General features: G+C 38.0%; 25 protein-coding genes and 4 tRNA genes. 25 read left to right on the top strand and 4 right to left on the bottom strand.

Annotated elements, in window-relative coordinates:
- Nucleotides 1-6 precede the first annotated feature (6 nt).
- The gene (locus tag BLE01S_RS19955) at nt 7-1,302 is read right to left on the bottom strand and encodes a hemolysin family protein (RefSeq protein WP_066146736.1); all 1,296 of its coding nucleotides are present in this window, start codon (nt 1,300-1,302) and stop codon (nt 7-9) included.
- Between the two features lie 268 nt (nt 1,303-1,570).
- Here BLE01S_RS19955 and BLE01S_RS19950 point away from each other — a divergent pair, with 268 nt between their 5' ends.
- Complete coding sequence (locus BLE01S_RS19950) at nt 1,571-2,350, top strand: hypothetical protein (protein WP_231955888.1); 780 nt, start codon at nt 1,571-1,573, stop codon at nt 2,348-2,350.
- A gap of 62 nt (nt 2,351-2,412) precedes the next feature.
- Here BLE01S_RS19950 and BLE01S_RS19945 read toward each other — a convergent pair whose 3' ends face one another.
- Nucleotides 2,413-3,594: a dicarboxylate/amino acid:cation symporter gene (locus BLE01S_RS19945; protein WP_066146733.1), complete on the bottom strand. Its 1,182-nt coding sequence runs from the start codon at nt 3,592-3,594 to the stop codon at nt 2,413-2,415.
- A 348-nt stretch (nt 3,595-3,942) separates the two neighbouring features.
- Between BLE01S_RS19945 and BLE01S_RS19940 the strand changes: the two genes are divergently transcribed.
- From BLE01S_RS19940 to BLE01S_RS19920, 5 genes are all read left to right on the top strand, one after another.
- Nucleotides 3,943-5,022: a D-alanine--D-alanine ligase gene (locus BLE01S_RS19940; RefSeq protein WP_066146730.1), complete on the top strand. Its 1,080-nt coding sequence runs from the start codon at nt 3,943-3,945 to the stop codon at nt 5,020-5,022.
- Between the two features lie 77 nt (nt 5,023-5,099).
- Nucleotides 5,100-6,491 carry a UDP-N-acetylmuramoyl-tripeptide--D-alanyl-D-alanine ligase gene (locus BLE01S_RS19935; protein ID WP_066146728.1) on the top strand — a complete coding sequence of 464 codons (1,392 nt, stop codon included), beginning with the start codon at nt 5,100-5,102 and terminating at the stop codon, nt 6,489-6,491.
- A 218-nt stretch (nt 6,492-6,709) separates the two neighbouring features.
- Nucleotides 6,710-8,152, top strand: coding sequence for a degradosome RNA helicase CshA (gene cshA / locus BLE01S_RS19930; RefSeq protein WP_066146725.1), 1,443 nt, complete (start codon nt 6,710-6,712; stop codon nt 8,150-8,152).
- A 319-nt stretch (nt 8,153-8,471) separates the two neighbouring features.
- On the top strand, nt 8,472-8,954 hold the full coding sequence (locus tag BLE01S_RS19925; RefSeq protein ID WP_066146721.1) for a PH domain-containing protein: 483 nt from the start codon (nt 8,472-8,474) through the stop codon (nt 8,952-8,954).
- Nucleotides 8,944-10,425 carry a PH domain-containing protein gene (locus BLE01S_RS19920; RefSeq protein ID WP_231955889.1) on the top strand — a complete coding sequence of 494 codons (1,482 nt, stop codon included), beginning with the start codon at nt 8,944-8,946 and terminating at the stop codon, nt 10,423-10,425. Before BLE01S_RS19925 ends, BLE01S_RS19920 begins: the two co-directional genes overlap by 11 nt.
- A 294-nt stretch (nt 10,426-10,719) precedes the next feature.
- On the opposite strand, the gene BLE01S_RS19915 is transcribed toward BLE01S_RS19920, so the two are convergent.
- Nucleotides 10,720-11,331 carry a rhomboid family intramembrane serine protease gene (locus BLE01S_RS19915; RefSeq protein ID WP_066146717.1) on the bottom strand — a complete coding sequence of 204 codons (612 nt, stop codon included), beginning with the start codon at nt 11,329-11,331 and terminating at the stop codon, nt 10,720-10,722.
- A 119-nt stretch (nt 11,332-11,450) separates the two neighbouring features.
- Between BLE01S_RS19915 and acpS the strand changes: the two genes are divergently transcribed.
- The 14 genes from acpS (at nt 11,451) to BLE01S_RS19845 (ending at nt 22,519) form a co-directional block, all read left to right on the top strand.
- Nucleotides 11,451-11,804, top strand: a complete 354-nt coding sequence (gene acpS / locus BLE01S_RS19910) for a holo-ACP synthase (protein WP_066146714.1) — start codon at nt 11,451-11,453, stop codon at nt 11,802-11,804.
- Nucleotides 11,805-12,066: 262 nt separating this feature from the next.
- The gene (locus tag BLE01S_RS19905; protein ID WP_066146713.1) at nt 12,067-13,083 is read left to right on the top strand and encodes a LolA family protein; all 1,017 of its coding nucleotides are present in this window, start codon (nt 12,067-12,069) and stop codon (nt 13,081-13,083) included.
- 157 nt (nt 13,084-13,240) lie between these two features.
- Complete coding sequence (gene alr / locus BLE01S_RS19900) at nt 13,241-14,404, top strand: alanine racemase (RefSeq protein ID WP_066146709.1); 1,164 nt, start codon at nt 13,241-13,243, stop codon at nt 14,402-14,404.
- Nucleotides 14,405-14,587: 183 nt separating this feature from the next.
- Nucleotides 14,588-14,869 (top strand): CopG family ribbon-helix-helix protein, encoded by a 282-nt coding sequence (locus tag BLE01S_RS19895; protein ID WP_066146706.1) that lies wholly within the window; start codon nt 14,588-14,590, stop codon nt 14,867-14,869.
- A gap of 4 nt (nt 14,870-14,873) precedes the next feature.
- Nucleotides 14,874-15,224, top strand: coding sequence for a type II toxin-antitoxin system PemK/MazF family toxin (locus tag BLE01S_RS19890; protein WP_066146703.1), 351 nt, complete (start codon nt 14,874-14,876; stop codon nt 15,222-15,224).
- Between the two features lie 166 nt (nt 15,225-15,390).
- Nucleotides 15,391-16,224 carry an RsbT co-antagonist protein RsbRA gene (rsbRA, locus tag BLE01S_RS19885; protein ID WP_066146700.1) on the top strand — a complete coding sequence of 278 codons (834 nt, stop codon included), beginning with the start codon at nt 15,391-15,393 and terminating at the stop codon, nt 16,222-16,224.
- A gap of 2 nt (nt 16,225-16,226) precedes the next feature.
- Nucleotides 16,227-16,583, top strand: coding sequence for an STAS domain-containing protein (locus BLE01S_RS19880; RefSeq protein ID WP_066146760.1), 357 nt, complete (start codon nt 16,227-16,229; stop codon nt 16,581-16,583).
- A 3-nt stretch (nt 16,584-16,586) separates the two neighbouring features.
- Nucleotides 16,587-16,988 carry an anti-sigma regulatory factor gene (locus BLE01S_RS19875; protein WP_066146695.1) on the top strand — a complete coding sequence of 134 codons (402 nt, stop codon included), beginning with the start codon at nt 16,587-16,589 and terminating at the stop codon, nt 16,986-16,988.
- 14 nt (nt 16,989-17,002) lie between these two features.
- On the top strand, nt 17,003-18,010 hold the full coding sequence (locus BLE01S_RS19870) for a PP2C family protein-serine/threonine phosphatase (RefSeq protein WP_066146692.1): 1,008 nt from the start codon (nt 17,003-17,005) through the stop codon (nt 18,008-18,010).
- A gap of 71 nt (nt 18,011-18,081) precedes the next feature.
- Nucleotides 18,082-18,411 (top strand): STAS domain-containing protein, encoded by a 330-nt coding sequence (locus BLE01S_RS19865; protein WP_066146690.1) that lies wholly within the window; start codon nt 18,082-18,084, stop codon nt 18,409-18,411.
- Nucleotides 18,411-18,884, top strand: coding sequence for an anti-sigma B factor RsbW (gene rsbW, locus BLE01S_RS19860; RefSeq protein ID WP_066146758.1), 474 nt, complete (start codon nt 18,411-18,413; stop codon nt 18,882-18,884). Before BLE01S_RS19865 ends, rsbW begins: the two co-directional genes overlap by 1 nt.
- Nucleotides 18,862-19,656 (top strand): RNA polymerase sigma factor SigB, encoded by a 795-nt coding sequence (gene sigB / locus BLE01S_RS19855; protein WP_066146688.1) that lies wholly within the window; start codon nt 18,862-18,864, stop codon nt 19,654-19,656. Before rsbW ends, sigB begins: the two co-directional genes overlap by 23 nt.
- Nucleotides 19,653-20,249: a PP2C family serine/threonine-protein phosphatase gene (locus BLE01S_RS19850; RefSeq protein WP_066146685.1), complete on the top strand. Its 597-nt coding sequence runs from the start codon at nt 19,653-19,655 to the stop codon at nt 20,247-20,249. Before sigB ends, BLE01S_RS19850 begins: the two co-directional genes overlap by 4 nt.
- Nucleotides 20,250-20,347: 98 nt before the next feature.
- Entirely contained in the window at nt 20,348-22,519 is a 2,172-nt protein-coding gene (locus BLE01S_RS19845) for a Tex family protein (protein ID WP_066146682.1), read from the top strand.
- A 68-nt stretch (nt 22,520-22,587) separates the two neighbouring features.
- Here BLE01S_RS19845 and cmpA read toward each other — a convergent pair whose 3' ends face one another.
- Complete coding sequence (cmpA, locus tag BLE01S_RS20930; protein WP_111703396.1) at nt 22,588-22,698, bottom strand: cortex morphogenetic protein CmpA; 111 nt, start codon at nt 22,696-22,698, stop codon at nt 22,588-22,590.
- Between the two features lie 87 nt (nt 22,699-22,785).
- Here cmpA and BLE01S_RS19840 point away from each other — a divergent pair, with 87 nt between their 5' ends.
- From BLE01S_RS19840 to BLE01S_RS19820, 5 genes are all read left to right on the top strand, one after another.
- A complete protein-coding gene (locus BLE01S_RS19840) occupies nt 22,786-23,241 on the top strand; it encodes a SprT family protein (protein WP_066146679.1) in 456 nt (151 codons plus the stop codon).
- A 98-nt stretch (nt 23,242-23,339) separates the two neighbouring features.
- A tRNA-Asn gene (locus BLE01S_RS19835) sits at nt 23,340-23,411 on the top strand.
- A gap of 4 nt (nt 23,412-23,415) precedes the next feature.
- Nucleotides 23,416-23,506: transfer RNA gene (locus tag BLE01S_RS19830), tRNA-Ser, on the top strand.
- 17 nt (nt 23,507-23,523) lie between these two features.
- Nucleotides 23,524-23,598: transfer RNA gene (locus BLE01S_RS19825), tRNA-Glu, on the top strand.
- 17 nt (nt 23,599-23,615) lie between these two features.
- Nucleotides 23,616-23,689 (top strand) — tRNA-Met (locus BLE01S_RS19820).
- Nucleotides 23,690-23,702: the final 13 nt, after the last annotated feature.

The following is a 23,702-nucleotide window of genomic DNA, read 5'->3' as shown; positions in this document are numbered from 1 at the left end:
CTTAATTTAATCGCTTTTTTTGACAGCAATCTCGCTAATATGTGATCTTTCCATTGCTTTCACTTGAAATTGAAAATCATCGACGACAACAGAGTCTCCCTCTTTCAAGTCATATTTATGTGTCAAAAGCCAGCCTCCTAACGTATCCACATCCTCATCAGAAAGTTGCGTGCCAAGTAGAGCATTTACGTCCTCAATCAATACCTTAGGATCTAAAATATATTGTTTGTCAGCTAATTTTTGTACGTAAGGCACTTCATCTGCATCAAATTCATCTCTTATTTCACCGACAATTTCTTCAAGTATATCTTCTACTGTAATAATTCCTGCTGTTCCCCCATATTCGTCAAAAAGTATAGCCAAATGGTTGCGCTCTTTTTGCATTTTAACAAGTAGAGTTTGTATAGGAATGCTTTCAATTACTCGAATAACAGGCTTAACGTAAGGGAGAATGGGCTCCGTTCCTGTACAATTATTACCTATGCAATCTGTAAGGAATTCCTTCACATTCACAACACCAATAATATTATCTTTATCACCATCTGTGACAGGATAGCGCGTGAAGCGTTCGGCTTTAATAATAGCAATGATTTCATCGATAGATGCGGATTTATCAATGCTGAATACTTCAATTCTAGGAACCATGATTTCTTTAGCAATTCGATTATCAAATTCAAAAATTCGATCAACATATCGAAATTCCGTTTGATTTATTTCTCCACTTTTCAAACTTTCCGAAAGAATAATCCGTAATTCTTCCTCTGAATGAGCTATTTCTCCTTCAGAAGCTGGTTTCACTCCGAATAAACCAACTATCAGCCTTGCGGCTCCGTTAAGTAACCAAATAAAAGGATACATAATTCTGTAAAATAAAATAAGCGGAGTCGCAAAAGCAAGAGTAATTTGTTCCGCCTTATGAATGGCAAAAGTTTTTGGTGCCAATTCGCCAACTACTACATGAATAAATGTAATAGTGCTAAATGCAATTATAAACGACAAGATGGTTGCCAGCGACTCGGTTACATGTAATTTTTCAAATAAAGGAGTTAGAATTACTTGCACGGTTGGTTCACCTAACCAACCTAATCCTAAAGCTGTTACAGTAATCCCGAGTTGGGTAGCGGATAGATAGCCATCCAGGTTAGATAATAAACGTTTAGCAACAATCGCTTTTTGATTACCTTGTGCAATGAGTTGGTCAATGCGAGAACTGCGGACCTTAACGATAGCGAATTCTGATGCAACAAAGAATGCGGTAAATGCAATTAACAGAATGACAAGAAATATTCTTAATAACAGCAATGGAGCGTCTTGCTTTCACCAGCGATGCGAAGCCAATGTAGCAAGACTTCACCTCCTATCATATAATTCTTCTATTTAGATACTTTACCCATAAAGAGGGAATAATTATCTATTTTTTTAAAAACAATTATAAAGTAGCATAAAAAATTGTTAATTTTTATGTAATAGCTTTCCTAGAAATAAGGTTTTAAAAGTAATAATTTGTTATAATGGTGTTATCAATAGGATGTATATGAAGGGCAATGAATTCAATATTGGAGGGCTTTACTTGAACAAACACGAAGATACTCGCGAGCTCATTTATGTTCATATGAATCAACCTGAGAAATTTACACTTACATATGGAATTGAATTCACAGAGTTTTTAAAAGGACTTCCTGTGAAGCTATCCAATTTATTGCTGCTTCGGCATAATTTTGCTGATGGACATTTCAATATGCATACAATGCTTGAGTATGTTGATCTTGAGATGATCCCTAAGATATCGGATGAAGATGTATATGGTTATGGAGATTTTTGCTGGATTGATTTTGAGGAAGAAGATAATTTGGATCAATTAAACGGACAGGAATTAGCTGAGTTACTCTATTTGGGACATGTAAAGGACCATTTGAGATCTCCGTTTTTTGGTAAAATAAATAATCAGATAGTCTATTTGGCTCATGATGATGGTTGGTATAATAAAACTTATTATCGTTCTTGGAATGATTTTTATTTCATGCTTGGCACGACTATCTCAGAAAAATTAAATAATAAAAAGGAGAAATTTAATTTCTCTTTAAGAAAAAAGAAAATTATTCCCCCAGTACCTATCGAAATTATCGAATCCTTTACTAGTAATATGAAGGAAGGCATTGCTTTTTCGATTGAATTATCGGTGAGGAATAGACTGCAGATTGAAATTCCTATTTGGATTATGGGAGATTTTTACGATATGGATGCGATGTTGGAAGAATATGAACTATTAAATGATCGCCCCCCAGATGGGAAATTAGTATACGATAGAAAAAGCGAGGAATGGCAAGCGCTATCGAGATATGTATCATAAGAAAAGCAGCTCCTATGGGAGCTGCTTTTCTTATGATATCAATTAAAAATGAAATACGATTTTTAATTAGTGTTCGGGGCCTGCGCTGAATCGTTTTTACTGATTCGGTCTACGATTGCAGTAATAGCGCCGTCTCCGGTCACATTACAAGCTGTTCCGAAGCTATCTTGTGCCATGTAGAGTGCGATCATTAACGCTGTCATCGTTGGACCGAATCCTAGCATGGACTCTAAAAGGCCAAGGGCAGCCATGACTGCTCCACCTGGCACACCTGGTGCTGCAACCATTGTAATACCTAGCATAAGAATAAACGGAAATAAACTTCCGAAAGTGTAAGTTTGCCCTTGCATAAACATTACTGCCATTGCGCAGCTTACTAATGTGATGGTGCTTCCAGATAAATGAATCGTTGCAAGGAGAGGTGTAGCAAATTCAGCTACCCGTTCTTGTTTGATGATCTTTTTTGCATTTTTTAATGTAACTGGAATTGTTGCTGCGGATGATTGTGTCCCCAAGGCGGTAAAATATGCCGGGCTCATTGTTTTTAACATCTTTAATGGATTTCTTTGTTGCATCGATCCGGCAACAGTAAATTGCAATAATAAATATAATAAATGAAGTGCAATAATCATAATAAATACTTTCGAAAAAACACTAAGAATTGCTCCAACTTGCCCTGCACTTGTCATATTCGCAAAGATACCGAAGATGTGAAACGGTAATAAGGGAATAATCACCTTTTCAATTAATAGTTGAACGATATCACGAAAATCATTAACGATAGATAAAAGAGCATTACTTTTTATTGCTGCTATCCCGATTCCGATAATAAATGCAATTAATAGTGCTGACATTACATCCATTAAAGGTGGCATCTCCACTAAAAAATATGCTTTAGCTAATGACTTCTCAGGGTCTGCGAATTGTGCTAATGAAAGATTCGACAGTAATGATGGATAAAGTGTTTTGGCTGTTAAGAATGCTAGTAATCCTGCTCCTATTGTTGAAATATAGGCTAATGCAGCTGTCCATCCAAGTAATTTACCTGCTCCCCTGCCTAATGCCCCAATTCCGGGTGCGATAAAGCCGATAATGATCAAGGGAATAACAAATCCAAGGAAATTTCCGAACAAACCATTAAATGTCGCGAATACACGGACAAGTTTGTCTGGAGCAATCATTCCGATGACAATACCCAAAATGATAGCAATAATTATTTTGGGTAATAATCCAATTTTTTTCATATGTTTGACCTCCTGGTATGTACAAATAAACATTTGGGAAAGAATGGTGAAATATTGCGAAAAATAGGAAGTGTAGAAAACACATGATCAATTCTTCAGAAGTTCACGCAAACTCTCTTTACGTATAGTAGCATATTTATGGATAAGTAGCTGTAACCAATCTTTGGTCTTAGTAAATTAATATTCTCGAGAAAAAATTGAAAACGTTAAAATAGTTGTATATATAACATTTGCACGCTTTGCCTAAAAAATTAATATAATGATATAGTCATATTCAAAATAAAATATTTAGATTATGTTATCTTCTCATGGTAAAATAAAAGAATCTGTACATCATGGAGGATTAAAATGAAAATCAAACTATGTTTACTATATGGAGGAAAATCAGCGGAGCATGAAGTGTCATTACAAACAGCTAAGGCTGTTACACAGGCATTAAATACGGAGAAATTCGCGATTTTTCCTATTTATATTACAAAAGAAGGTAAATGGATAAAAGGTAAGGAACTAATTGAATCTATTAAAGACGTGAAGGAACTTACATTTAAGGAAGATGGAGAAGAAATTGTTCCACACGCCTTGAATGCGAGTTTAGCTTTAAACGAAGAAAAAAGCAGTAATTACGATGTGATCTTTCCGTTATTACATGGACCGAATGGAGAAGATGGCACGGTGCAAGGAATGTTAGAGTTACTAAACATTCCTTATGTTGGAAATGGAGTTCTCTCTTCTTCCGCAGCAATGGATAAAGTCATCATGAAAAATTTATTTGCTCAAGAAGGATTGGATCAAGTGAAATATACTTGGTTTATTCGTAGCACATGGGAGGCAGCGCCCGAAAGAGCATATGAGAAAGTGGAAAGTGAACTAGGTTATCCGTGTTTTGTAAAACCTGCAAATCTTGGTTCAAGTGTAGGAATTAGTAAGTGTGACAACCGTGCAGATTTGGAGAATGCTTTTTCAGAAGCATTTAAATATGATAGAAAAATCATTATCGAAGAAGGTGTCACTGCAAGGGAAATTGAAGTGGGCGTTCTTGGTAATGACTATCCAGAATGCTCTGTTGCGGGAGAAATCGTACCGAAAAAAGGATTTTACGATTATCAATCAAAATATGTGGATGGTAATACTGAGCTTGTAATCCCAGCTGATATATCAGCAGAAGAATATACAGAATTACGAAGTATGGCAGTGAGAGCATTTAGATCACTTGATTGTTCGGGCTTAGTGAGGGCAGACTTTTTTATTACAAATGATGGTCGCACAATTATCAACGAAGTGAACACAATGCCAGGATTCACACCATTCAGTATGTTCCCGCTTGTATGGAAACATACTGGAGTGGATTATCCTGAATTAATTGAAAGAATGATTCATCTTGCAGTAGAACGTCATCAAGAGAAACAAAATATTATTCATACATTCTGACTTGGTTGAAAGCATGAACATAGAGAGACAAAGAATCACGGATTCCGTGATTCTTTCATAAGTGTGGGGGGATTATTGTGATTGAAAGAATGATTATGCAGTTGGCTTCTATGATGAAAGTGGAAAATGATGTATCAACGTTTCAAAATATACGCATTAAGGGAGTTAGCATTGATACTAGAAAAATCAGTCCTGGAAATCTATTTATCCCATTTAAAGGCGAGCAAACAGATGGTCATCAATATGTAGAAACTGCCATTCAAAATGGCGCAGCGGCAGTTTTATGGCAAAAAGATGTTCCGAATCCACCTGAGGACATGCCTGTGTTGATTGTTGAAGACACACTACTCGCTTTGCAAGAACTTGCTCAATCATACCGAAATGATCTTACGGCAAAAATAATTGCTATTACTGGTAGTAATGGGAAGACGACAACGAAGGATATCGGTGCAGCTGTTTTCTCTGAAACGTTTAAAGTTCATAAAACAGAAGGCAATTTCAACAATCATATTGGACTTCCACTAACTGTACTTACAATGGATGAAGCAACAGAAATTGGTATTCTTGAAATGGGAATGAGTGGAAAAGGTGAAATAGCTTTATTGACAAAGCTTGCCCGTCCTGACGTTGCGATTATCACTAACATAGGAGAAGCACATATGCAGGATCTCGGTTCACGGGAGGCAATCGCAAATGCCAAATTGGAGATTGTCGAAGGTTTACCAAAGGGTGGACTGTTGATTTATCCTGGAAACGAGCCGTTACTTGTTAAGAGGGTTAGTGGTATAAAACAAATTCGCACATGTACTTTCGGGGCAACATGTGAAAATGATTTATATCCTGAAGATATTGAAATGAATGAATTTGGAAGTCGCTTTTTAGTGCGTGGTATGGCCGAGGAACCACTTAACCTCCCAATTCCAGGTAAGCATAATATATTCAACTCCTTGGCTATTATGCTTGCTGCTAAAGAATTTTCTATGGAAGAAGATGCTGTAAGAAGAGGATTGGAAGCAGTAAAATTATCAAACATGAGAATGGAATGGCGAGATGGTTTAAATGGAACGCGTATTTTAAATGATGCTTATAATTCTAGCCCCACAGCAACTCGCGCAGTGATATCGATGGTTGAACATATGGATGCTGGGCGGGAGAAAATACTTGTATTAGGTGATATGCTGGAACTTGGGGAAAATGAAATAGTATATCATGAGCAGGTCGGAGAAGAAATTAATCCAGATAAAATAAAATATGTGTTTACATATGGGAAACTCGGAAAATATATAGGAGAGGGAGCAAAGAAACATTTCTCGGAGTCGCGCATTTTCCATTTTACTGATAAAGAAAAACTTGCAGATGCAATAAAAGAAAAATCTAATGGCAGTGAAATTATATTAGTAAAAGCTTCCCGAGGTATGAGGCTGGAAGAAACTGTAGATGCACTTACTGTTAGTGAACAAATACAATAAGTATAGAAAAAAATAAATGGTAATGAATGCCGTAATTCACACGAACAGTGTGGAGACCACATTGTATTTGTAAGTAATTAATGGTAGAATTGTCGTTATCGTTTACAATTTTTCGCAGCAGCTCTTTTAAGAAGAGTTACACCTAAACAAGATACCAGGAATTATTTCTGGCGAGACAAATGTCTCAAATCGAGGAATTAAAAGGAGATTGAGAAGCATTGACGAAGTTTTCAGATTTAAATTTAAGTCAGCCAATTTTAAAAGCCGTTCATAGAATGGGCTTTGAAGAAGCGACACCAATACAAGCAAAGACCATTCCACTAGGCTTGGAAGGAAAAGATATAATTGGGCAAGCACAAACAGGTACGGGTAAAACTGCTGCTTTCGGTATTCCGCTCATTGAAAAACTAGATATTAAAGCATCACATGTGCAAGGAATTATTATTGCACCAACACGTGAACTTGCTATCCAAGTATCAGAAGAGCTTTATAAAATTGGGGCAGATGCGCGAGCAAAAGTACTAGCGATTTATGGCGGTTCAGACATTCAACGTCAAATCAGAGCGTTGAAAAAAGGCCCACACATTATTGTTGGTACACCTGGTCGTATTCTTGACCATATTAATCGTCGTACCCTAAAACTTGGAAATGTTCATACGCTGATTCTTGATGAAGCAGATGAAATGTTAAATATGGGATTCATTGACGATATCGAGTCCATTCTTGAAACGGTTCCTGCAGAAAGACAAACTTTACTATTTTCTGCAACGATGCCAACACCGATTCGTCGAATCGCATCTAGATTCATGAAAGACCCTGAAGTGGTTAAAGTAGAAGCGAAAGAGATGACAGTTCCTTTAATCGAGCAATTCTTTGTAAAAGTTCCTGAAAGAGAAAAGTTCGATGTCTTGTCACGTCTAATTGATGTTCATTCACCTGAATTGGCGATTGTATTTGGCCGTACGAAACGTCGTGTAGATGAACTTGCTAATGCTCTAACGCTTAGAGGATATACTGCTGAAGGTATCCACGGGGATCTTACGCAAGCAAAACGTATGTCTGTCTTGAAAAAATTCAAAGACGGTAAAGTAGATGTTCTTGTAGCAACAGATGTTGCAGCACGCGGTCTAGATATTTCTGGTGTTACACATGTATACAACTACGATATTCCGCAAGACCCTGAAAGTTATGTTCACAGAATTGGTAGAACTGGCCGTGCAGGTAAAGAAGGTATGGCTATAACGTTTGTGAGCCCACGCGAAATGGGATATTTACGTACGGTTGAGGCTACAACGAAGAAACGTATGCAACCAATGCGTCCACCAACATGGGATGAAGCTTTGGAAGGTCAGCAAAAGATTACAATGGATAAGATCGAAGAAGCCATTAAAGAAGGTAAGTTAGAAGAGTATACAGCAGCGGCAAATGATTTAATGACTCAGCACGGAGATGCTATTACAATCGTTGCAGCAGCTTTAAAAGCATTAACGAAAGAGCCGGATAAAACTCCTGTTCATATTACAGCAGAGCGTCCACTTCCATCAAAAGGTGAGGGGCATGGTGGCGGTAACCGTAACAGACGTGGTGGGAAGCCAAACCATCAGTCATCATATAAAGGTAATCGTAAACCACAGCGTCGTACAGGTGGCAGAAGACCATAAACGAAGGATCCGCTCACGCGAAAAGAGCGGAGGCCCACAAGAAGAGGGCAGAATGGTAAAGGCATATACGATATGCCTACCATTTTTCTAATATTATATAGAGTTCGCTCAAAAAGCGTAAGCGATCATGAAGAACTGTGGTATGTTCCATAGTATGAGGAAAGCAATCGGACACACCGGTTGCTTTTTTTGTGCTAAGAAAATTATAAATCTCATGGATGCTTGCGTTTTTTTCTTTATGTTTTTTGAAACTAATGAAAATCTGAATCGTATATATGCATATTGGATTCTACATATAATACTCAATGGAGGTAAATGGATGAGCATAGGAGAGCCTAAAAATCAGATCTCAGAAAAGGGCTTGAAGGTATGGCGTATCGTAGGGATGATTATTTCTGGACTACTATGGATACCTATTATTGTATATGGAATTATGTCTTATATTTTTGAATGGTCATTTTTATATGTAGGGATCGCTACAATTGTTTCCGTGCTTTTTACCATTTTTATGGTGAAAATTCTCCCTTCTTTAAGGTGGAAACGTTGGCGTTATGAAGTGAGAGAGCAGGAGATCGAACTACAACATGGAATCTGGATCATTAAAAGGACGCTCGTGCCTATGGTCCGTGTTCAGCATGTAGACACACTTCAGGGACCACTTTTACGCAAATATCAACTTGCGACAATTGAAATTACAACTGCTGCTACGAAGCATGAAATTCCCGCAGTGAATATGGTGGAAGCGGAAGAATTACGACATGCTATTTCAAGATTGGCGAGGGTGGCTGAAGATGATGTCTGACCCGAAGCGCTTGCATCCAATTTCTATTATTTTTGAGTTTTTATCTTTCTTAAAGCAAGTGATTTTCCCACTGGTCCTCTGGTTTTTTGTATTTATGAGGAATGATGAGAAAACCGGCACGCTTTGGGATTATGCCCCATGGATAGGTATAGGGCTTGTTATTTTATTTACGACCGTTTTAAGTATTATAAAATGGTCAAGATACACATATAGAGTGGAAGATATGGAACTTCGAATAGAGCATGGCTTATTTATCAAAAAGAAGAGATATATTCCGTTTGAAAGAATTCAAAGCTTGGATTTTTCAGAAAGTATTTTACATAGACCATTTGGACTTGTGAAGGTGAATGTAGAAACCGCTGGTGGTAATGATAAAACCGCTGAGGCGGAAATGACTGCCATTGACAAAGAAGCAGCATTTGCTCTTAAAAGAGTTATTGCCGAAGCTAAAAACACTGGAAATATAGCTCTGGATGAGACTGAAATAGAAACAAAAGAAACAGTTTTATACAAAATAACGCAACGACAACTAATGTTTTTTGCTTCTACTTCAGGAAGGGCAGGGCTCGTAATTTCGGCTGTCCTTGCCTTTGCGGCTCAATTTGATGAATTGATCCCTTTCGATAAAATATTTAAAGAAATGGAACAAGTAGTACGAGCTGGCTATTTTATTGTTGGAGCCATTGTGTTTGCGGCACTTTTATTGGCCTGGATCTTATCTGTTATTATGACTTATTTAAAATATAATGATTTTACGTTGAAGCATACTGAAGATGATTTTGTTATTACGCGTGGTTTACTTGAGAAGCGAACGACGACGATCCCCATTCGAAGGATACAAGCGATTCGAATGATAGAAAGTCCATTACGTCAGCCTTTTGGTTACGCAAGCGTTGTGGTGGAATATGCTGGAGGATCGAGTGCCGATGAAAAGACAGAGGGCTTGATAATGCCTGTTATTAAGAAACAAGCTATTGCTTCTCATCTTGAAGATGCGCTTGTAGATTATTCGTTTCATGTTGATTTCACTCCTCCACCGAAAAGGGCAAAACGACGTTTTTACTTTGTGAATTTAATCCAAGCAGCTGTTGTTGCGGCCGGATTAACGATTTGGCTATGGCCGTATGGTGCCATAGCAATAATTTTGATTCCTTTAGCATGGATATTAGGCGTATTTCGATATCAGTCGGCCGGATGGAATATAAAGGGAGATCAACTTGCGCTTAGATATAGGGTTTTAGAACAACAAACCGTATTATTACGGAAAAATCGCATGCAATCAATGGATGTGACAGTGAATTGGTTTCAAAACCGTGCAGACCTAGCTACAGTAAGCACAGCTGTCATGAGTGGTGGGAACGCTGGAGCTGGTGTTACACATATAGACAAGAAAGATGCAGAATTTATCTATAAATGGTACATACCGAAAGAACAAATCGTGAATAATGAAGAACCCAAGAAAAGTGAATAAATGTCTTGGGTTTTTCATTCTAAACACCATGTCTAGTGGCGCTCAGATTTCGTTGTCTATGTTTTTCCTTTATTACGCGAAAATGTACGTCGATGTTCAAGGCGTTTCCGTTTTTCTTAATTGTCTAGCTTCAACGCCTATTGCCCAGCAGATTTCAGGACTTCTCCTTACGATATAAGTCAACATTGATCCGCCTTCGGCTTTTCGTGTTTCCTATATCACGTTGAAGATGATCGTCGACTAAGTATGCCACATCCATTAGAAACGTCGACAATCAAGGCGTCTCTGCTTTTCTTAATATGATTTGTAAAAGTTTATTTTTTGTAGCTGGACGAGTAGTTTGCCGATTAGAATACCGCTAATTAATCCGAAGATATGACCGGTTATATTTACTCCTGATTGAAAGAAGGTCATGATCACGCTAATTACGACGATAGGTATAATGACTTGTCTGCCTTGTGTAGGCATCAATTCTTTGTTAAATAAGAACACCGCAATATAAACACCGAATAACCCAAAGATCGCTCCACTAGCTCCGATATGGACATAGTATGGTGGTTGTATGAATAATGTTGCGATATTCGCACCTATTCCGCAAGCGAAATATAAGATTAAGAAATATACCTTTCCGGCAGCACGTTCCAATGCGGGGCCAAATAGAATCAGAGAAAAAGAATTGAAAAATAAGTGGGAAAAGTCTACGTGCATAAAGATAGGAGTAATCAAACGCCAATACTCTCCATTCGTGATTAAAACATTTACGCCAGCCAATAACTCAAAGATTGGATTGTGTGATAAGAATGGTGCATGCATCATAAGCCAAAGGATGACCTGAATAGCAATAATGGTAGAAATTACAGGGTAAGATTTCAAGAATTGTCCAAAGCTTTCGGTTCTAACAAACATAATGATTGCTCCTTTCGCCATCGATATATCTGTACTTAGATTAAAGGATGAAGCGACTTTGGACAACTTTATAGTCAAATATATGAACATATACAAGTTTTTAGAAGGGGGAATAACAGATGATTATCGGGATAGGTTTAGATCTTGTGGAAACCCATAGAATAGAAAAGTTAAGGAAGAGACAAGCACGGTTTCCGAAAAGAATACTAACGGAAACTGAATGGCAATTATATGATACATTAAGCGAAAAAAGAAAGACAGAATTCTTAGCAGGTAGATTTGCGGCGAAAGAGGCGTATTCAAAGGCGATAGGAACTGGAATTGGTAAAGAGTTATCATTTCAAGATATCGAAATTACCTCAGATGAAAAGGGGAAGCCGTGGATTGTGAAGCCAACTGAGAATCAAATTCATGTTTCAATTACTCATACTAAAACACATGCAGCTGCACAAGTGATTATTGAAAGGAAATAGTTTAAGCGTTTTGAGTGGGGAAGCGTATCTAACTTATTTTTGTTTTGTGCCAAGCATCTCAGGATTTCTATCTTTTGGGTATATTGCTTGTGGTTGTCTCATATATTTTTAATGCGTCAGAAGAGACAAGGCTAGGTGCCTTTGTGATTGCCACGTTGTGCGGAGCGGCTCGCGGAATACAATGGATTTTGTGCAAACCTAAGGTAGCCTTGCCCTCTCTCTTCTATTCATGTTCAAATGAGACAACGAAGGGGTTGAAGGAATGCGAAAGGGGATATGGCTTGTATCAGCTATGTTAGCTGCTATTGTTGTGCTTTCTGCCTGTGGATCAAAATCGCAAGAAGATGTAGTAAAAGGGTTGGATAAGAAGGTAGGAGATATAAAGGGGTATAAGGCTACAGCGGAAATGACGTTGACTGTTGGAACGGAACCACAGTCGTATGAGGTTGATGTCTGGCATCATAAACCAGGCGACTACCGAGTGCTTTTGAAAAATGACAAGAAAGATCAAAGTCAGATGATACTCCGTAATAAAAGTGGTGTATATGTACTTACTCCAGCTCTCAACAAAAGTTACCGATTTCAGAGCGATTGGCCACAAAATAGCAGTCAAGCCTACTTGTATGAATCACTTGTAAAAGATGTTATGGATGATAAAGAAGCTAAATTTACTGCTACGAAAGAGCATTATGTATTTGAGACAAAGACGCGTTATCAAAATAACAAAATGCTTCCATCGCAAGAAATTACTTTTCAAAAAGGTACATTGGAACCTGTAAGCGTTAAAGTAATGGATACAGATCATAATGCTGTAATAACTGTTCAATTTTCAAAAGTGGATTTTAATGCGAAGTTTGATAAGAATTCCTTTGAAACGAAGAAAAACATGACGAGTGCGCAGCTAGAGGTTCCTGTTATCGCAAATGACAGTAATGCGGAATTTACGGTTAAATATCCAATGGCGGACATACCCGGAACTACACAACTTGAAGAAAAAGAGACTGAAACAGCTGGTGGCAAACGAGTCTTACTCACATATAGTGGAGAAAAATCCTTTACCCTTGTACAAGAAAAATCAGTAATTGTTCCTGCTTCGTCTATGAAGGTAATTGAAAGTAATGGCGAGATGGTCGATCTTGGCTTTGCGGTTGGCGCAATGACGGAACATTCTATTTCATGGAGTGAAGGCGGAGTAGATTATTTACTGGCATCTACGGATCTTAGTCCAGAAGAAATGCTTACTGTTGCTAAGTCAGTGCAAGAAGGAAATATAAAATAATATGGCATCAAACCAGACCTTGCTTCATGAGATCTGGTTTTTTTATTTTATATTAACGAATGTTGAGTTTTGAAATTTGGTGAAAAAATTGACATATGGTTATGCTGGTTCGATAATAAATAAATAAATAGTTCAATGTAAATGGGAAGTGACAACTTTGGGCAATACCACGCAATCTTATCGAGACACATGGGCGGAAGTAAATTTAGATTATTTATACGATAATACCGTCTCTATTTGTAAACATCTACCAGATAACACAAATGTATTTGCAGCGGTAAAGGCAAATGCATATGGCCATGGAGATATTCAGACGGCATCTACTGTTTTAGAAGCTGGTGCCCATGGACTAGTTGTAGCTTTTCTCGATGAAGCAATAGCTTTAAGGAAAAGTGGAATTATAGCTCCAATTCTCGTGCTAGGTTCAACGAGAGCACGGGACGCAGGAGTGGCTGCGGAACATCATATTTCACTTGCTGTATACCAAATCGAGTGGCTAAAAGAAGCAATCCCGATGATTGCACCTAATGATAGTCTTCGCGTGCATATAAAATGTGACACTGGCATGGGGAGAATTGGATTGAAAGAATCAGCAGAAGTTCGTGAAATGGAAAAAATATTATTAGCTTCAAACCAACTGTTTTTTGAAGGGATATTCACGCATTTTGCAACTGCCGATCAACACGATTCTAATTATTACCAAACACAGTTGAATACCTTTAAAAGTCTATTGAGTTCTTTAAAGACAAGGCCCACATATATTCATGCTGCTAATAGTGCTGCCGCTCTTTTTCATAATGATGCTATTTTTAATACAGTGAGAATAGGCATCGCGCTATATGGACTTTCCCCATCTGAAGAAATGAAACCATTATTTCCATTTCAAAGAAAAGAAGTATTATCTCTTCATACGAAAATAACCCATATTAAACAAATATGTACAGGAGAAAGTGTAGGGTATGGGGCTGGATACACGGCGACCTCTGATGAATGGATCGCTACTGTGCCGATTGGGTATGCTGATGGATGGATCCGAAAGTTACAGGGACAAGAGGTGCTTGCTGAAGGAGAAAGAGTACCGATTGTTGGTCGTATTTGTATGGATCAAACAATGGTTAAGCTTCCTAGACATATGCCCCTAGGTACAGAAATTACATTGATAGGAGCACAAGGAACGCAATTTATATCAATAGATGAAATTGCTGAAAAGCTTGAAACGATTAATTATGAGGTAACGTGTTTGATCACCCCCCGAGTACCCCGTGTTTATGTGAGAGAGAATGGTGTAGGGAAAAGTGTTTCTATGTCGAGAAAAGAATAATTATTTTAGCGAATATAGAAGGAGTTTTACGATAAGAGTAGAATAACAAGTAATAGCAGTATTTTTCATGGGACATTATATAGAAGTATTGTAGAAATTATCTTTGCAGATAGGCTATTTGATGGTATGATTAACTTTGATTATTAATAGGATTGGCTTGTAGTAATAGTGGAGGTGTGGTTGGTGTCAGAATCCAGCGCAACAACAGAAATTATTATACGATTGCCGCAGCAACTTATCGCGGAAATGGATGGTTATGCAGAGCAAGAAAATCTAAATCATAGCGAAATTATTTATCGTGCTACTAAGGTGTATCTTCGTGAGCGAAAAAAACGCCAAATCATTGAATCCATGAGACGCGGATATATGGAGATGGCCAAAATTAATTTGGCGATTGCATCAGAAGCTCTCCAAGCGGAATATGAGGCAGAAAACACAGTCGAACGGCTTGTAAGCGGAGGATAAGTCCTTGGCCGTAAAGCGTGGTGACGTGTATTTCGCCGACTTATCTCCAGTGGTCGGTTCAGAGCAAGGCGGCGTCCGGCCAGTGCTGGTAATTCAGAATGATATTGGGAATCGTTTTAGCCCTACTGTAATTGTTGCTGCAATTACAGCACAGATACAAAAAGCAAAACTGCCTACTCATGTGGAGATTGATTCTAAGCGTTATAGTTTTGAGAGAGACTCTGTGCTATTATTAGAACAAGTTAGAACAATTGATAAGCAACGTTTAACAGACAAGATTACACATCTTGACGAAGAAATGATGAAAAAAGTAGATGAAGCCTTACAAATAAGTCTTGGACTCATCGATTTTTAAGGCGCTCTGCTATAGCAGGAGCGCTTTTTTCTATATGTAAGTATTGGAAGTAATTTAAACTTAACACTTTGTAGTTGTACTCATACTATTAATATTGCTACTATTAAATGATGACAGAAGACTGTTTTTATCTATATTATTAGCAAAGAGGAACGGAGAGGAATCAATGAATAAAAAAATTGCTCGTTATATACAAGATCATGAAGATGATTTGCTTGAAGCTTGGATGCATGAGATGAAAAAGAGAGAGAGTGAACGCGGGCCGAATAGTGTTTCTAATGAAATGTATTATAATACAAGCAAAGAATTCATTAGTATTATTGTCTCCAATGTGTTGGACTCAAATGATAAATACACTAAAAAGATGGGAAGCTTTGCGGAGAATATTGTGCGATTAGGATGGCCGCTTACATTTATAACTACAGGTTTGCAGGTGCTTAGCACGATTGTATATGAGCGAATGATAGAAGAAAAAGAACTTTCAGCTGAACAAATCAATGAAATGTTGATTGGCTTCGATAACTGGATGATGCCAATTTCTAATAAGATGATAGAGATTTATTCTGAAACTTGGGAGAAAACAGTTTCATTGCAAAAAATTGCTTTACAGGAATTATCAGCTCCGTTAATACCAGTATTCGAAAAAATTTCGATCATGCCACTTGTTGGAACAATTGATACAGAAAGAGCGCGACTCATTATGGAAAATTTACTTACAGGGGTTGTCAAACATCGTGCGGATGTCGTCCTAATAGATATAACTGGTGTTCCAGTTGTAGATACAATGGTTGCTCATCATATTATCCAAGCCGCAGATGCAGTCAGGCTTGTAGGAGCAAGATGTATGCTAGTTGGAATTCGTCCGGAAATAGCGCAAACGATCGTTAATCTTGGGATTAATTTAAGCCAGGTGACAACAACAAGCACTCTGAGAAAAGGAATTGAAAAGGCGTTAGAATTTACGAATAGAAAAATTGTGAGTTTGGAGGGTATGCGTTGAATATGAGAATACCGATCTTGAAATTGAAAGACTGCTTGTTAGTGTCCATCCAATGGGAACTTGATGACCAAACAGCATTAGAGTTTCAGGAAGATCTTTTACAAAAAATCCATTCAACTAGCGCAAGAGGCATCGTCATAGATATTACCTCCATTGATTTCATTGATTCATTTATTGCTAAAGTACTTGGTGATGTAATAGACATGTCTAAATTGATGGGGGCTAAAGTAGTTATTACCGGGATTCAGCCGGCAGTTGCCATTACCTTAATTGAACTTGGTATACGTCTAGACGATGTTATGACCGCATTAGATCTAGAAAATGGTTTAGATAAATTACAACAGGAACTGGGGGAATAGCCTATGGAGCTGCAGTCCTGCGTACAAATATTAAATGAATGGGACATCGTGGCTGTTCGCCAGTTGGGTAGAAATGTGGCGAAAGAGGTCGGATTTAGAACGGTAGACCAAGCTCGGATTACGACTGCGATTAGCGAATTGGCACGTAATATTTTTCTATATGCTGGCCAAGGCGAGGTTTGTATCAAAAAGGAATTTATGGATGGGAAGCTTGGCTTGACTATCGTTGCTAAAGATCAGGGCCCGGGCATAGCGGATATACGAAGAGTAATGGAAGATGGATATACAACATCCGGTGGATTAGGAGCCGGTTTACCAGGCGTTAAACGATTGATGGATGAATTTGATATTCAATCCAAGGTGGATGAAGGCACAGTGATAACTGCAATTAAGTGGATTCGGTAGAAGGAGTGGGCTTTGTGGAGTTTAGGGATTTGCTTGAACCGAAATACAAGGAAATTATTAGCGGTTATTTAAAAAATCAAAATGAACAAAATTTATATCAAGGCCAAAAGCTGAGTAGGAAATTAATAGAACATAATATTTCGCCAGAAGAAATAATTAGTTTGCACAAGTCGATTATGGTCGACAGTGAAGCGACACAGGAGAAGTTAATAGATTCTTTTGATGTATTGTTGGAAGTAATGATGGGATATGGACTAGCCTATCGAGAACATCAAAGCCTTAGAACAGAACAAATGGCGATAAAGAATGAAATTGAGTTGGCGGCAACTATGCAGCAAACTTTACTTAAAACATCCGTCCCGCAGATGGCTGATATAGACATTGGGGCACTTAGTGTGCCAGCAAGACAAATGAATGGGGATTATCACCATTTTGTAAAGGACGAAAGAGATCGTATTGGCATAGCAATTGCAGATGTTATTGGAAAAGGCATACCGGCTGCTTTATCCATGTCTATGATCAAATATGCTATGGACAGCATGCCGGATAACCGACATAATCCAAGTGAAATACTCGAAAGCTTGAATAGGGTAGTGGAGCAAAATGTAGATCCAAGCATGTTTATTACAATGTTTTATGGTGTTTACGATCCTGCTAAACATACTTTTTGTTATGCGACTGCTGGTCATGAACCGGGATTTTTCTATGATTCAGCAACACAACAGTTTCAAGATCTAAACGGTAAAGGATTATTGCTTGGAATTAATAAAAAGACAACGTATAACGAATATGAAAAAGAAGTTGATCCAGGTGATATGGTCATTCTTTTTTCCGATGGTGTTAGTGAATGTCGGACAGAAGATGGATTTATTGAGCGAGAAGATATAATTGGTTTTATAGACAAATATATACACCTCCCTGTGCAAGAAATTGTGACGAATATTTATAAAGACTTGGAAAGAATCCAAGATTTCGAACTACGAGATGATTTCACTTTAATTATTTTAAAAAGAACCCGATAAAAAGGTTTATCATATTTATATTCGGGTAAATAGTTAAAGCATTATAAATGTGTCTAGAGAGGTGGATATAATTGAATATTTCAATTGATATAGTAGAAAAAGACCAAGGGGTACATGTAAATTTAAGTGGAGAAATTGATGCTTATACTGCTCCGCAAGTGCGTGAAGAGCTTATGCAGGCTGCGGAGAGTGCCGGAATAAAAATGATTGTTGATTTATCGGAAGTTTCTTATATGGATAGTACTGGTCTTGGTGTATTTGTCGGATTATTTAAAGCACTTAAAGCGAATGAAGGCCATCTTCAATTTACAGGCATGACTGATCGACTAAAGCGTTTGTTTGATATTACCGGTTTAGCGGATGTAATGGACATCAATACCGAGGTAGAGGGTGGAGTATGATGAAAGAAGCTTTTGACTACATCGAAATGAAAATTCCAGCTAAAGCAGAATATGTAGGTGTGATTCGGTTAACGTTATCCGGAATTGCGAGCAGAATGGGATTTGCATATGACTTAATTGAGGATTTGAAAATTGCGACTAGTGAAGCGATTACCAACGCTGTTCAACACGCCTATAAAAAAGATGAAGGCGGAGAAGTTGTGGTCGGATTTGCACTTTATACAGAAAGACTTGAAGTAATGGTATCTGATTCAGGAAAAAGCTTTAATTTAACTGAGACTCGTGAAGAGACGGGCCCATATCAAGAAAATATCCAATTGGAATTTTTGCGAGAAGGAGGCTTAGGTCTTTACTTGATCGAAAGCTTGATGGATGAAGTGAGAGTTCATCAAAATGAAGGGGTTACTGTTTTCATGACGAAGTACCTCGATAGGGAGCAGGTGGAGAGGAATGTCGAAACAATCTCGACCTGATAGTTCGAAAACAGATGTAAATAAGTGGATTAAAGCATATCAACTACATGAAGATGAAGAAGCTCAAAATCAACTTGTTTTGCATTATAAGAATTTAGTTGAATCTATTGCTCGTAAGTATTCGAAAGGAAAATCCTTTCATGAAGATATATTTCAAGTCGGTATTATTGGACTCCTTGGTGCAATTCGCCGGTATGATGAGACATTCGGGAAATCATTTGAAGCTTTCGCCATCCCAACGATCATTGGCGAAATAAAGCGATTTTTGCGGGATAAAACATGGAGTGTACATGTGCCTCGCAGAATTAAAGAGTTAGGCCCTAAAATTAAAAATACAGTTGAGGAATTGACGCGCGAGCTACAGAGATCTCCTCAAATTCATGAGATTGCATCATATTTAGGTGAATCAGAAGAAGTAATACTTGAAGCAATGGAGATGGGCAAAAGTTACCAGGCCCTATCTGTTGATCATTCGATTGAAGCAGATTCTGACGGTAGTACTGTTACTTTACTTGATATTGTAGGAAATGTAGATACGGGTTATGAAAAGGTAAACCAACGTCTTGTGTTGGAAAAAGTCTTACATGTTTTATCAGAGAGAGAGAAAAACATTATTCAGTATACTTATTTAGAAAATATGAGCCAGAAAGAGGCGGGGGAAATGCTTGGTATCTCACAGATGCATGTATCTCGTTTGCAACGCCGTGCCATTAAAAAATTAAGAGAAGCGATCCATGCAGAATCTCTAAATGCGGAGAGCACCTCTTTATGATTCATCTTGAAAATGAATTTCTTGAAGCACACGGTTTTCAAACTTCCAAAGGTAATAATATCTTCTGTGGTGATAGTTTTTATATGACAGTAACGGAAGAGTATTTTCTTTGTGTTGTTGCTGATGGTCTTGGCAGTGGAAAATACGCAAATGAATCTTCCCAGGCGGTTACTTCAGTCGTTCGCTCCAATCTTGATGAAAGTGTTGACACTCTAATGGATTATAGCAATAAAGTCTCACTGCGGAAACGCGGCGCAGCAGTAGCTATATTTAAAGCGGATTTTGCTCAACGGAAATTTGAATACAGCTGCGTGGGAAATATTCGCTTTTATATTTATTCTCCATCTGGAAAATTAACTTATCCAATGCCCGTGACAGGTTATCTATCAGGAAGACCTCAAAAGTTCCGCACACAAAAATTTTCGTACGAACCAAATTCTAAATTTCTTATCCATTCCGATGGCTTCACGAACGTGAATACGCGAACGGTCCTGGGGAGCGGCCTTTCTGTTTCATCACTAACGGATCACCTTAAAGCAAAACAAGAAAATGCTACAGATGATATGACGTTTATAGTAGGAAGTCTGCTCTGAATTGAGTAGGCTTTTTATTATGATATGTATTTGTTTTATAGAGAGTTTTAATGTATATGTTAGAATGGAGATAAGATACTGAGAAATGAGGGACTCTCATGATTCAAACAGAGCAACAAGATGAATTGCTTATTAGGCAATTATCTGAAGAACTTAAGTTAGCAAAAAAGCAAATTCAAAGTGTAATTACATTACTTGAAGAGGGAAATACAGTTCCATTTATTGCGCGTTATCGTAAAGAAATGACTGGGGCACTCGATGAAGTTCAAATTAAAGCAATTTTGGATAATTGGCAGTATTTACAAAACCTTGAACAGAGAAAAATGGATGTTATTCGTTTAATTGAGGAACAAGGTAAGTTGACGGAAGAATTACAGCAAGAAATAATGAAAGCAAAAAAATTGCAAATTGTAGAAGATTTATATCGTCCGTATAAACAGAAGCGGCGGACGAAAGCTACAGTAGCTAAAGAGCGGGGGCTTGAACCTTTAGCGAATTGGTTGTTAAGTTTTACTGATGAATGTACCGTAAAGGAAGAAGCTAAGCGATATATTTCAACGGAAAAAGAAGTTTTGACTGTAGAGGATGCTATTAAAGGCGCACAAGATATTATTGCAGAACGAATTTCAGATGATGCAAATATTCGCCAATGGGTACGTAGGGAAACTTTCCAATCTGGAAAAATAACTTCACTCGCAAAAAATACAGAAAAAGACGATAAGAGTATCTTTGAAATGTATTATGAATATGAAGAACCTATTAAGAAAATTGTCCCCCATCGAATACTTGCATTAAACCGTGGGGAAAAAGAAGATATCTTACGAATATCAATAAAAATAGACGCTGATAAAATTTTGAACTACATAAATAGACAATTTGTAAAAAAAGAACATGCGAATGCTGCGCCTATTGTAATGGAAGCAATTGAAGATGGATATAAACGTTTAATTGAACCTGCAATTGAACGAGAACTTAGAAATGAATTGACTGAAAAAGGGGAAAACCAGGCAATACATATTTTTTCTGAAAATCTGAGAAATCTTTTACTTCAACCGCCATTAAAAGGAAAAGTCGTGCTTGGTGTAGATCCTGCGTATCGAACAGGTTGTAAACTTGCTGTCGTCGATGAAACTGGGAAAGTCTTGGAGATAGATGTTATTTATCCGCATCCACCAAGAGCGAAACAGTCTGAGGCAAAAGAGAAGATGATGAATGCTATTAAGAAGTATGGTGTCGAGCTAATTGCGATTGGTAATGGGACTGCATCGCAGGAAACTGAGCGATTTACTGTTGATGTACTAAAAGAACTACAAACGGATCTTGCGTACATTATTGTAAATGAGGCAGGGGCCAGTGTTTATTCTGCATCAGACCTTGCAAGGGAAGAGTTTCCTGGTTTACAGGTGGAGGAACGAAGTGCGGTGTCCATCGCGAGAAGATTGCAAGACCCTCTTGCTGAATTAGTAAAAATTGATCCTAAATCGGTAGGTGTTGGTCAATATCAACATGATGTTGCACAGAAGAAGTTAAATGAATCTCTTGCATTTGTTGTAGAAACAGCTGTAAACCAAGTAGGGGTGAATGTAAATACAGCTTCACCATCTCTTTTACAATATGTATCAGGTCTTAGTAAAACGGTGGCAAATAATATCGTTAAGCAACGAGAGGAAAATGGGAAGTTTGCTAACCGCAAACAATTGAAAAAGATTCCCCGACTTGGTGCGAAAACGTATGAACAAGCAATTGGATTTATGCGAATTTTAGACGGAGAAGATCCACTTGATTTAACGCCTATTCACCCGGAAAGTTACGGAGAGGTTCAACGACTGTTAAAACAATTAGGTTTCACTACGGCTGATCTTGGATCCGAAGCGCTTATTGAGGCTCTTAGAGAAATAGATGTTGACGAATTGGCTGCGGAGCTTGAGCTTGGCATTTTAACTTTAAAAGATATAATCGATGCACTGATGAAGCCAGGACGTGATTTGCGAGATGAATTACCGAAACCACTTCTGAAGAAAGACTTATTGAAGTTGGAAGACCTTACGCCAGGAACAGAGCTCCAAGGTACAGTGCGGAACGTAGTTGATTTTGGAGCATTCGTGGATGTGGGCGTAAAAGAAGATGGACTGGTTCATATTTCTAAATTGAGCAATCGATTTGTGAAACATCCACTTGATGTTGTCTCTCTTGGTGATGTCGTGACTGTCTGGGTTGAAAAAGTAGATGTGCAAAAAGGTAGACTTTCACTAACGATGCTTCAAACATAAAATTAAAAGATAATTGGAGTTAACTCATTCCAATTACCTTTGGTCTTTAATTTGAAACACTGCTCAAGTTAGCAGTGTTTTTTTCTATAAAAAAACCAACATTGATTAAGTAATTTGACTTGATGACGGTCCTTTTCCATAAAAGCTTTCTTTATTTGACTTTGAAACCAGGTAGGCATTCAAAGACCCCCTAGTAAGTATTTGTTCTTTTCAATGTATGGTAAAATAGGTTGTCATGTTCTCAAAATAGTTTGGAGGATAGACGGATGACAAATGACCAACTACAAATGCTGACTGAAAGCATTTCTAATGAGCTGTTCAACAAAACTTTTAAGCACAATGCATATTTTAATCCTCGCCTGCGAACGACAGGTGGTCGCTATATGCTCTCTACACATGATATTGAAATTAATAGAAAGTATTATGAGGAACATGGATTGGAAGAATTAGAAGGTATTATTAAACATGAATTATGTCACTATCATCTTCATATAGAAGGTAAAGGTTATAAACATAGAGATAAAGATTTTCGATGGTTACTAAAGAGTGTAGGTGCGCCAAGGCACTGCAGCCCACTAACTGAAGTAGTAGAAGCGAAAGTAAGGGTTCTAAGAATATATGAATGCACCAATTGTAACTATATATTTGAACGAAAAAGACGAGTGAACACGGATCGATATGTTTGTGGGAAGTGCCGAGGACGGATAATAGAGAAGGTTTAAAAGCAGCTATTGCATTGAATTTGAAAAAAAGTGAAGAAAATGTCGAATATCTCTTGACAGTCTGGTAATAGGTAACTATAATCGGAAGAGTCAATTGTTCCGCAGTAGCTCAGTGGTAGAGCTATCGGCTGTTAACCGATCGGTCGTAGGTTCGAATCCTACCTGCGGAGTTATGGGGAAGTACTCAAGAGGCTGAAGAGGTGCCCCTGCTAAGGGCATAGGTCGCGTAAGTGGCGCGAGGGTTCAAATCCCTCCTTCTCCGCCATAGAAATTTTATACATAGGCCCCTTGGTCAAGCGGTTAAGACACCGCCCTTTCACGGCGGTAACACGGGTTCGAATCCCGTAGGGGTCACCAAGTTAACTTTATATTGTCGCGGGGTGGAGCAGTTCGGTAGCTCGTCGGGCTCATAACCCGAAGGTCGCAGGTTCAAATCCTGCCCCCGCAATTTTTATTTTTTA

This window comes from Lederbergia lenta NBRC 16444 (assembly GCF_001591545.1).
Classification (GTDB): domain Bacteria; phylum Bacillota; class Bacilli; order Bacillales; family Bacillaceae_C; genus Lederbergia; species Lederbergia lenta.
The sequence above is the reverse complement of the archived record's forward strand: the minus strand, read 5'-3'. Positions and strand labels throughout refer to the sequence as shown.

Bases quoted from the DNA above. Each gene is read 5' to 3' on its own strand.
- BLE01S_RS19945 (WP_066146733.1), bottom strand. From the start codon at position 3,594: ATGAAAAAAATTGGATTATTACCCAAAATAATTATTGCTATCATTTTG.
- BLE01S_RS19940 (WP_066146730.1), top strand. From the start codon at position 3,943: ATGAAAATCAAACTATGTTTACTATATGGAGGAAAATCAGCGGAGCAT.
- BLE01S_RS19925 (WP_066146721.1), top strand. From the start codon at position 8,472: ATGAGCATAGGAGAGCCTAAAAATCAGATCTCAGAAAAGGGCTTGAAG.
- BLE01S_RS19920 (WP_231955889.1), top strand. From the start codon at position 8,944: ATGATGTCTGACCCGAAGCGCTTGCATCCAATTTCTATTATTTTTGAG.
- BLE01S_RS19915 (WP_066146717.1), bottom strand. From the start codon at position 11,331: ATGTTTGTTAGAACCGAAAGCTTTGGACAATTCTTGAAATCTTACCCT.
- acpS (WP_066146714.1), top strand. From the start codon at position 11,451: ATGATTATCGGGATAGGTTTAGATCTTGTGGAAACCCATAGAATAGAA.
- BLE01S_RS19905 (WP_066146713.1), top strand. From the start codon at position 12,067: ATGCGAAAGGGGATATGGCTTGTATCAGCTATGTTAGCTGCTATTGTT.
- rsbRA (WP_066146700.1), top strand. From the start codon at position 15,391: ATGAATAAAAAAATTGCTCGTTATATACAAGATCATGAAGATGATTTG.
- BLE01S_RS19880 (WP_066146760.1), top strand. From the start codon at position 16,227: ATGAGAATACCGATCTTGAAATTGAAAGACTGCTTGTTAGTGTCCATC.
- BLE01S_RS19875 (WP_066146695.1), top strand. From the start codon at position 16,587: ATGGAGCTGCAGTCCTGCGTACAAATATTAAATGAATGGGACATCGTG.
- rsbW (WP_066146758.1), top strand. From the start codon at position 18,411: ATGAAAGAAGCTTTTGACTACATCGAAATGAAAATTCCAGCTAAAGCA.
- sigB (WP_066146688.1), top strand. From the start codon at position 18,862: ATGTCGAAACAATCTCGACCTGATAGTTCGAAAACAGATGTAAATAAG.
- BLE01S_RS19850 (WP_066146685.1), top strand. From the start codon at position 19,653: ATGATTCATCTTGAAAATGAATTTCTTGAAGCACACGGTTTTCAAACT.
- BLE01S_RS19845 (WP_066146682.1), top strand. From the start codon at position 20,348: ATGATTCAAACAGAGCAACAAGATGAATTGCTTATTAGGCAATTATCT.
- cmpA (WP_111703396.1), bottom strand. From the start codon at position 22,698: ATGCCTACCTGGTTTCAAAGTCAAATAAAGAAAGCTTTTATGGAAAAG.
- BLE01S_RS19840 (WP_066146679.1), top strand. From the start codon at position 22,786: ATGACAAATGACCAACTACAAATGCTGACTGAAAGCATTTCTAATGAG.